This window comes from Collinsella aerofaciens, assembly GCF_040920445.1.
Lineage (GTDB): Bacteria > Actinomycetota > Coriobacteriia > Coriobacteriales > Coriobacteriaceae > Collinsella > Collinsella aerofaciens_BH.
The window spans coordinates 20,478-27,469 of the sequence record NZ_JBCOTQ010000030.1; the positions used below are offsets into that span (position 1 = coordinate 20,478).

The window sequence follows — 6,992 nt, forward strand, 5'->3', positions numbered from 1 at the left end:
CATTCTCTAAAAGAAAAAAGAAAGGGGCTCCGTACAGATACGTGCGGAGCCCCTCGTTACGATAACAAGAGTCGATTAGAAATCGATGTCGGTGTCGTAGTAGCAGGCCTTGAGGATCTTCTCGAAGTCGGCAGCCTTGGTCTCACGCGGGTTCTCGGGCGTGCAGGCGTCCTGCTCGGCGTTCGCGGCGATCTCGGGCAGCTTGGCGAGGAACTCCTCCTCGGAAACCATCTGCGGGTTCTCGGCGTCGACCTTCACGCCACCATTCGCGTAATCCTTGATGGACTGCGGAATGTTGAGCTGGTCGTTGAGGTCGCGGATCTTCTGGACGAGCGCAGCAATGAGCTCCTCGTTGGTCTCGCCGGGAAGGTGCAGGATCTCCTTGGCCACGTAAGCGTAACGCTCGGCAGCACGGGGATCCTTGGAGTTCCACTGGATGACCTTGCCCAGGTACATGGCGTTAGCAGCACCGTGGATGATGTGGCCGTTCTCGAAGGCCGCACCGGTCTTGTGAGCCATGGAGTGAACGATGCCGAGCAGGCCCGAGGAGAAGGCGATACCGGCGATGCACTGAGCCTCGTGCATGTGCTGACGGGCCTCATGGTCGCCAGCATAGGACTTGGGCAGCCACTCGACGATCTCGCGGATGCCGTGCAGGGCGTTGGCATCGGTGAACATAGAGGCGCAGGTGGAAACGTAGGCCTCCATGCAGTGGGTCAGAGCGTCCATGCCGGTATGAGCGCACAGCTTGGCGGGCATGGTGTAGGTGAGCTCCGGGTCGACGATGGCGACATCAGGGGTGATGTTGAAGTCGGCCAGCGGGTACTTGATGCCCTTGGCGTAGTCGGTAATGACGGAGAACGCGGTGACCTCGGTAGCGGTGCCGGAGGTAGAGGAGATGGCGCAGAAATGAGCCTTCTGACGCAGCTCGGGGAAGCTGAACGGCTGGATGATGTTATCGAAGGACTCCTCGGGATACTCGTAGAAGACCCACATGGCCTTAGCGGCATCGATGGGCGAGCCGCCGCCGATGGCGATAATCCAGTCGGGCTCGAACTCGCGCATAGCCTCGGCGCCCTTCATGACCGTCTCGATAGACGGGTCGGACTCGACGCCCTCGAACAGCTTGACCTCGAAACCGCCCTCTTTGAGGTCGCCCTCAACGTCCTGCAGGAACCCGCCGCGGCGCATAGAGCTGCCGCCAGAAACGATGATGGCCTTCTTGCCCTTGAGGTTCTTCACCTCGTGGCGAGCGCCCTCACCAAAGTACAGATCGCGAGGATTGGTAAAACGTCCCATACTGTGCCTCCTAAACAAGCCCCTCTTAGACTTGCGTATATAACGGAGCACCCAATTGGCTCCGTTAGGACCGTTTTGCGCGTTGCCGGCGATGACAATGCGCGATGTCTGAACGTCTCGACGCTCAGACAAACACTATTTTACCGTTCTGGTTGGTCAGTTATTCACCTAAAGCCAATAATGATGAAACGTTTTTTCTATCCCTGAAGACCCTTGTGGGGCACTCATACTCCCAAGCTGGGCAAACGTTTTATCAGGGTTGACCACATATCCCGGGCAGGACGGTACCCCTCCAAAATGTGCCCCGTTCGCCGCCAAAAATCGACCGTTTACGGCACCGTGATACCACTCGGTCGTCCAAGGTGCCGACATTTGTGCGACATCCATCTTCGTGGTGCAAAGGTGCAAGTCCAAGTGCGGCACCCCCGGTGTGCCACATGCGGGTAAACTAGAACTTTATATAGAGACATTTGAACCCTAACCGCAGCAAAGGAGGCCCCATGGCATTCGATCCCATTCAAGAGGATTGCCATCGCCTCGTTCTTGAGGCCTTGCGCCGCGACAATATCCCGCTCACCGACGGCCCCGCCGTAGAGCGTCTGATGGAACAATTCACCCGTAACCCCGCGCCGCTCATCGTGCACGACCGCGACCGAGCTGGGCATCTGATCGCCAAGGTCGTCGAGGCTGTCGACTACCGCATCCCCTTTATCCCCGACGACGCCCAGGCAGAGCAAGAAGAAGCCGCAGCCGAGAACATGCTCCGCGAGGCAGCCGCGCTCGATCCGGCCAACTGGGATGCCCAGCGCATGCTGACGGCGCTCACTGCCGAATCCAACGAGGAATACGTGCAGTATCTGGTGTCCAAGTGCGACGAGGTGGAGCACGACCTGGCGCTCAAGATTGCCTCGGCACAGGACCCCTACGAGCGTGAGGCCGCAGACGACCTGACCCGCCGTCCCTACCTGCGCTGGCTTGCCGCCTTGGCATCGCGCGCGCTCATTAGCGGCCGCTACCGCATGTCGCTGGATGCCGCGAATCGCAGCCTGGACTTTGCGCCCAACGACCCCGCCGGCGTCCGCCATACCGCGATGCTTGCCATGGCAAAGCTCGAATACCCTGCCGAGGAGCTCAAGCGTTTTCGCTCCGCCCACTCCGTGCCCTATCTTGCCAACACGCCGCTGCGCCGCCGTCCCAAGGATGCAGAGCGCGACTTGGACCCGTGGACGCTCATCGCACTGATGAGCGCAGCCTGGCGCGAGCTGGACTACGAAGGCGCCGAGCACTACTTGCGCATCCTCGCACGCTCGTGCCCGCACGCAGCCGAGGCGCTCTACTTCCAAACCGAGTTTCCCGATGGCGTCTATGCTCGCGTCAACGTAGGTCCGGGCTCCACCGATGAGCTCGTCCTTGCCCTGTCCGAGGCGACGCCGGTGCTGCAGGAGGGCCTGGGCGCCCCCGATAACGCCAGCTTTGCCGCCTGGGTCGCCACCAACGACATCGTGCGCTCCCAGATCGACGAACGAATCCTGCGCGCGGCCGAACAGGGATTGCCGTTTAAGGGAGGAGACCTCTAATGGATCCGAGCGTCTACATCCCCGCCTATCTGGAGCGCACCTATCTGGCATCGCACCCCGAACTCACCGATGCAGCACGCGAGCTTGTCCATAACGACATCAGCGCAAACCCTCACAAGTATGCGCAGACCGAGCATGCCCAAGCGCTGCTGTCCTATGCCGGCGTTCATCGTCATTTGCTTGACGAGCTTCGCCGCATCGAGGACATGGGCAGCGACGAGGAGTTTGAGCAGACGCGCAACCGCCTGTTCGACGACATGCGCGACGAGCTGCTCAAGATTGTTCGCGTCGATGCGCATGTCCTCGATGCCCAGCTGCTCGCCATCATCCTGGCGGACACGCCCGTCGATGCCTGCCTGGGCGACTTGATGAAGCTCGAGGCGAGCACGGCCGACTACCTGCAACAAAGCGTGCCCGGGTTTGATATGGAGGCCCCGCACTACTGGGCCAATAATGTTTTGGCCGATGGTGTCACCGCAGCAGACCTTACCGTGAGCGAGCCCGCCCTTATCGGGTGGCTTCACACGCTCGAGGCCATCTCGCAGCTGTGCATGGCGAGCGCTCGTTACCGCGCCGCTGCCAACTACTCCCACCGCGTCCTCAAGGCGGCCGGCTACCCCACCCGTGCCGCCGGCACCGTGCTGCTTGCCCTCGCCCGCCTGGAAGACCAGGACGGCTTTTTTGCCCTGGCACATCAGCTCGAGGAACAGATGGGGGCAGACGCACTCGAGAACTCCCCCTGGTACCTGCTCGCCCGCACGATTCTGCTGTTCAAAACGAACAAGATGCGCCCGGCGACGCGCGCGCTGCGTGAGTTCGCTAACCGGTGCGAGGGCGGCGCGTTCTTCTTGCTGAACCCCATGTACCAGACGCCGTATCTTCCCTGCCGACCCGAGCCGCGCGACCCCTGGGACCTCTCGCACCAGGCGGTTTGGGAAGCCGACGGCATTATCTCGGACACCCCCGACTTTGCCCCCTGGGCCAACGCCTGCGAAGACGTATCGCAGCTTGCCCAGGAATTTGCGCGCCGCTACGGCTTTTAGCGACGCGATCGCCCCGACCATGTCATCTATGTTAGGAACGGCTTCATGAACCTCCGCTTATCTCTTGCCTGCACCTCGAGCGATATCGCTCGCTGGGGGCTGCGCTCCGTCCTCAAGCGCCAGGGCGGCGTGCTTCCCGGCCGCATCGCCATGAAGATCGACCCCGAGCTGCTAAGCGACCTCGCAAGCCTGGTCGACCGCAGCGTGGTGATCACCGGCACCAACGGCAAGACCACCACTTCGAACCTGATCGCCGACGCCGTTGCCGCCAGCGGCGCCACCGTGGTATGCAACCGCGCCGGCAACAATATGGAGCCTGGTGTGGTGGGCGCTCTGCTCGAGGCCCGCGGCGGCCTTAAGCGAACCGCCAGCAGCAAGCGCGTAGGCGTCTTTGAGTGCGACGAGCTCTACACCGTACGCGTTCTGCCCAAGCTCAAGCCGACGTACTTTGTGCTGCTCAACCTGTTCCGCGACCAGCTGGACCGTTACGGCGAGATCGACCACACCCAGGACGTCATCGCCCACGCGCTGGAGCTTTCACCGGCAACGACGCTCATCTACAACGCAGACGACCCGCTGTGTGCCGCAATCGCCGCGCGCGTTCCCAATGCAAGCATCGCCTTTGGCATCGACGGCGCCACCGACACCGAATCCGACCGCATTAGCGACTCGCGTTTTTGCTCACAGTGCAACGCGCCGTTGGAGTACGACTATGTGCAGTACGGACAGCTTGGCGCATACCATTGTCCCTCGTGCGGCTGGGCCCGCCCCGGGCTTGTCCGTCGCGTGACGGGCGTGGAGCTCGGCTGTGACGGCTACGGCTTTGACCTGGTGTTTGGATCTACGCCCGACGCGGCTGCCGTGCACATCGCCACACGCTACAACGGCCTGTATATGGTCTACAACGTTGCCGCCGCCTTCTTTGCGGCGCGCGAGCTGGGCGTGGACGCAGCTCACCTACAGCCCACGCTCGATGCCTACGTCCCCGCCGGCGGACGCATGGGCCGCTGGGAAATCGCCGGCCGTACCGTCGAGGCCAATCTGGCCAAAAATCCCGTAGGCTTCGATCGACAAATCCAGTCCATTAAAACAGCAGGTGGCAGGCTCTGCGCCTTTTTCCTGAACGACAACGATGCCGATGGCCACGATGTATCGTGGATCTACGACGTCGACTTCGAACGCATCGCCGACACAACGGGGCTTGTCGCTTTTGCTGGCGGCACGCGCGCGCACGATATGCAGGTACGTCTGAAGTACGCCGGCATCGATGCCACGATTATCTCGAATGTCGAGCAGGCGATTGGTGCCGTTGGGGATGAAGCCGCCGGCGACACTTTCTACGCCGTCGCAAACTACACGGCTTTCCCGCCGCTGGTCAAGAAGCTCGACGAGCTTAAAGGTACCGATGCGAGCTCGGTTGCCTCCTGCGCCGTAACACGCGCCGATGGCAGCGCCGTCCCCGTCGGCGTCGCGCCGGTCGAGCTCTCGCGCCCGCTGCGCATCGTCTACCTGTATCCCGATGCCCTCAACCTCTATGGCGACGGCGGCAACGTCATCGCCCTCGAGCGCCGCTGCGCCTGGCGCGGCATCCCCGTTCGCGTGGATGAGGTCCGCATGGGCGAGGCGCTCGATCTCACCGACGCCGATATCGTCATGATGGGCGGCGGCTCCGATCGCGACCAGCTGGCCGTGGCGCACGAGCTGCTCGCTCAAAAAGACAAGGTCGCGGCCTATGTTGAAGATGGTGGCTCATTGCTTGCCATCTGTGGTAGCTACCAGCTGCTCGGCCGTTCATACTACATGGGTGAAGATCGCATCGAGGGCTTGGGCGTCATTGCCGCCGAGACTGTGCGCGGCTCCGACCGTCTGATCGGCAACGTCGCCGTCAAGACCGACCTGGCGCCTGAGCCCTTTGTGGGATTCGAGAACCACGGCGGCCGCACCCTGCTCGATACAGAGGCCACGCCGCTCGGAACGTCCGTCGTTGCGGGCACCGGCAACAACGGCGACGATGGCTTTGAGGGCATCATCTACAAGGGCGTCATCGGCACGTACCTACACGGACCGGCGCTGCCCAAGAACCCCGAGCTTGCCGACTGGCTCATCGCGCACGCCCTCGAGCGCCGCGGCGATGCACAGGCCACAGCCCTGCTGCCGCTCAAGTCCCTCGACGACACCTACGAGCACGCCGCCCACGACGCCGCCATGAAGCTCCTCCCCTAACGCCCCGCCACCACAAAGGGGACAGCCACCTTTGTGGTGGTTTTGCCCCGTCCCAGCGGTTTGTCTCAATCTGTAACATCTAGACCGTTAAAAGTCGTCTTACTGTTAAAAGTCGTCTTACTGTTACAGAATGAGATGTTCGCCCCGACGCCTGCCTTTTGTCTCGATCTGTAACAGATAGAGCCGATTTGCCCGCCCAGATGTTACAGATTGAGATGTTTGAAGATCGGGATAGAGAGCCAGCTCCTATGTGGTGGTTTTCCAGTTTGCCAACGATATACGCGCCGGCAAAAAAGTCTGCTATACTCTTTCCCGCTGTCCCCATCGTCTAGCGGCCAAGGACGCCACCCTTTCAAGGTTGATATCGCGGGTTCGAATCCCGCTGGGGGCACCATTTAAACTGAGAAGCCCGTTATCCTCGCGGTGACGGGCTTTTTGCTACCGATATGCCGGGATTCGAACCCGACAGGGTGCGAATCCCGGCATCATCGCAAGGCCTGTGGGCAAAAAATAGCAAATATGAGTACTGTTACCATTTTAGTAACAGCAATTTCATGCCTTCAGAAGACGATTTAGACGTCAGGCGTCCTACGGCGGAAGAATTGCAGACGTTTATCGGCTAAGTACTTGGACATGTGTTGCGTAACACTTCATATTTTGCAAATAAATAATGCTGCAGGACTTGTGACAGTACTCATATTTGACGTTTTTTGCCCACAACCCTTTATACCTAGGCATATCGGCGGCAAAACGGGCTTCAAAGCGTCCTTCGCAATCAGAACCACCCTTAAAAAGGGTGGTTTGCTCTTAGGGTATAACCCACGGGCCCCGGGCTCGCGTCTAAAGGCGC

General features: G+C 60.8%; 4 protein-coding genes and 1 tRNA gene. 4 read left to right on the forward strand and 1 reads right to left on the reverse strand.

The genetic code is table 11. The features are described 5' to 3' along the window. Nucleotides 1-75 precede the first annotated feature (75 nt). Nucleotides 76-1,299, reverse strand: coding sequence for an iron-containing alcohol dehydrogenase (locus tag AB5405_RS06065; RefSeq protein WP_368137891.1), 1,224 nt, complete (start codon nt 1,297-1,299; stop codon nt 76-78). Nucleotides 1,300-1,799: 500 nt separating this feature from the next. Here AB5405_RS06065 and AB5405_RS06070 point away from each other — a divergent pair, with 500 nt between their 5' ends. From AB5405_RS06070 to AB5405_RS06085, 4 genes are all read left to right on the forward strand, one after another. Further along, on the forward strand, nt 1,800-2,876 hold the full coding sequence (locus AB5405_RS06070; protein ID WP_368137892.1) for a tetratricopeptide repeat protein: 1,077 nt from the start codon (nt 1,800-1,802) through the stop codon (nt 2,874-2,876). Further along, nucleotides 2,876-3,919: a hypothetical protein gene (locus AB5405_RS06075; protein WP_368137893.1), complete on the forward strand. Its 1,044-nt coding sequence runs from the start codon at nt 2,876-2,878 to the stop codon at nt 3,917-3,919. The genes AB5405_RS06070 and AB5405_RS06075 overlap by 1 nt, the downstream gene beginning before the upstream one ends. 45 nt (nt 3,920-3,964) lie before the next feature. After that, on the forward strand, nt 3,965-6,142 hold the full coding sequence (locus tag AB5405_RS06080) for a MurT ligase domain-containing protein (protein ID WP_368137894.1): 2,178 nt from the start codon (nt 3,965-3,967) through the stop codon (nt 6,140-6,142). Nucleotides 6,143-6,459: 317 nt separating this feature from the next. After that, a tRNA-Glu gene (locus AB5405_RS06085) sits at nt 6,460-6,536 on the forward strand. Nucleotides 6,537-6,992 lie beyond the last annotated feature (456 nt).